Source organism: Azospirillum sp. B4 (assembly GCF_000333275.1).
Classification (GTDB): domain Bacteria; phylum Pseudomonadota; class Alphaproteobacteria; order Azospirillales; family Azospirillaceae; genus Nitrospirillum.
On sequence record NZ_BACU01000394.1, the window covers coordinates 1 to 2270 of the forward strand.

Here is a 2270-nt window from a genome sequence, read left to right on the forward strand (position 1 = left end):
CAGCTGCGCGTCCAGGTTCCAGGCGGCGATCGCGGCGCTGCCTTCAACCTGCGCCGCGATGTCATCGATGATGGTCAGGACCTTTCCCCGCTCGCGGCTGGCGGCCCAGCCGATCTCCACCGCCGAAAAGGCGAAGCCGATCAGCAACGCGGCGATGGCGCCGCGCACGCCTTCCTTGAAGGACAAGGATGACCAGAACGACCAATGGAACCGGGAACCGGCCACCACCGGGCCATTGTCGTCCCGTCTGTCCGCGCCCGCGGACCCTGCCGAGGGCGATAGCGCCGGCGCGCCGGTCAGCGAGTCGTCCGCCAGACCGTCGGTGGGGGTGCCATCAGGCACCGCGCCGGAACCCGATCCGGCCGGATCGCCCGCCGCGTTGTGAAAAGAGTACCTGACCAAGGAGAGTAGCGCCCTGAAAGTCCGATGTCCCGATGGGCGCCCCACGACCGGGGCGGCCCGGCTGACGGCCAGCTCCGTCATCCTGCCACCAGGTACAGGTTGTCGGGCGCCGCCTTCGCCGCAGTTTTATGGACCGCGATCAGTTCCACAAGTGTTTCCAGGCCCGGCCGGGCGGCACCAGCCAGAAGCGGCACCATCACGGCGCTGACCCGCAGCAGGGGATAGCGCCGCATGCGGCCCTCGCGGTCCTTGGCCTCGAACCAGCCGCGTTCCCGGGTTTCCACATCATACAGGCTTTCGGCATCCGACCGGAAGCGGACCAGGAAGGCCGCCAGGCGTTCCCGCACCCGGTCCGCGGCCAGGCCGCTGCAGGACAGGAAGAAGTCGTCGCCGCCGATATGGCCGACGAAGCCGCCCAGGGCCGCCGCCTGCACCTTCAACTGCTCACTGAACATCAGGATGGCCCGATCACCCTGGCGGAAGCCGAAATAATCATTGAATGGCTTGAAGTTATCGAAGTCCAGGTAGACCAGAACGTGGTCGCGCTCGGTATCCGCCACCAGGGTTTCCACCTGGGCGGTGATGGCATTGTTGCCGGGCAGGCGGGTCAAGGGATTCTGGTCCACGGCCGAGGCCAGGCGGTGTTCATGCAGCAGGCGCACCAGCGACTGGCTGCTGAGGAAGCCGACATACTCGCCCCCTTCGACGATGATGACGCCATCGCTGTCCGCCGCCTCCGCGAACAGCTCGATCACCCGTTCCAGGGGCGTCCCGATGTCGCAGACCGCGCAGGGAATGATGAAGTCCTTCAGCGTGTTCCCGAAGGAGCGGTTGCGCAGCAGTTCCGTGCCGTAACGGGAATAGACGAAGGGCTTCAGATGGCGCTCGCGAATCAGGCCGCGGGGCACACCCGCCCTGTCCACCACCGGCACCACCGGCGGCGCCGCCAGGTTGCCGAAATATTCCAGCAGCTTGGCCTTGGGCGCCTCCAGCGGCAGGGGGGCGATGCGCTCGATCAGCTCGAACAGCCGCTGACGGGCGTCGGAGGGACGGCGGCGGTCGTTGCGCGTCAAGGACTCGGCGATCTCACTGGTTTCAGCCAGGGGGCCGGTGCCCGGGCGTCCCAGCAGGAAGCCTTGGACATGATCGCAGCCCATGTCGCGGCAGACATAGAACTCCCGCGAGGTTTCCACGCCCACGGCGATGGTGGCCAAGCCCAGGGCGTGGGCGCTGCCGATCAACTGGCCCAGCAGGGCGCGCTTGGCCTGGTCGCCGTCCACGCCGTTGACGAAGGTGCGGTCGATCTTCACGTAGCTGGGCGGGCTGGCCAGCAAGCGCTGAAAATCCGCGATGCCCACGCCAAAGCGGTCGAAGGCGACGTCGACGCGGCCCCGGCGATCGCCGCCATCCCGGCCGGCGCGGGTGGCCAGAGCCACAGTGCCGGACGTCACCTCATAGACCAGATGCAGATGTTCCCCTTGCGGCGGCGGCGGCACCTTGCCCTGGGCCAGGGGATGGAGGTTCAGGAACAGCCGCACGTCGGCCGTGCCGCCCGCCGCCAGGAACGCGGTCACGGCCGCCGCCTGGATGTGCGCCTCGAGCGCCGGCAGCACGCCATCGTCCACCGCCGCCTGGAACAGGGCCGCCAGGTCGGCGAAGCCCGCCGCCTCCACCCCGCGCAATAGGGCCTCATGCCCGTGCACCCGGGCGGTGCGCGCCTGGACGATGGGCTGGAACACCGGATGCAGGTGCGCCANCACGTCGCGCCAGCGGGGTGGCAAGCCGGCCGGCATCCCCTCCTCCATCCCGGAAACGGGCACCGGTGGCGGAACCGTCCGGCGGCGCCCTGCCCCGGGGGATCCTGCCGG

General features: G+C 69.0%; 2 protein-coding genes. Both read right to left on the minus strand.

What is annotated here, in order from left to right:
* The coding region (locus tag I55_RS17585) for a hypothetical protein (protein WP_044561884.1) at positions 1-342 on the minus strand (342 nt) is incomplete at its 3' end.
* Between the two features lie 137 nt (positions 343-479).
* Positions 480-2270 (minus strand): GGDEF domain-containing protein (locus tag I55_RS17590; protein ID WP_252181194.1); only part of this gene is annotated, 1791 nt, incomplete at its 5' end.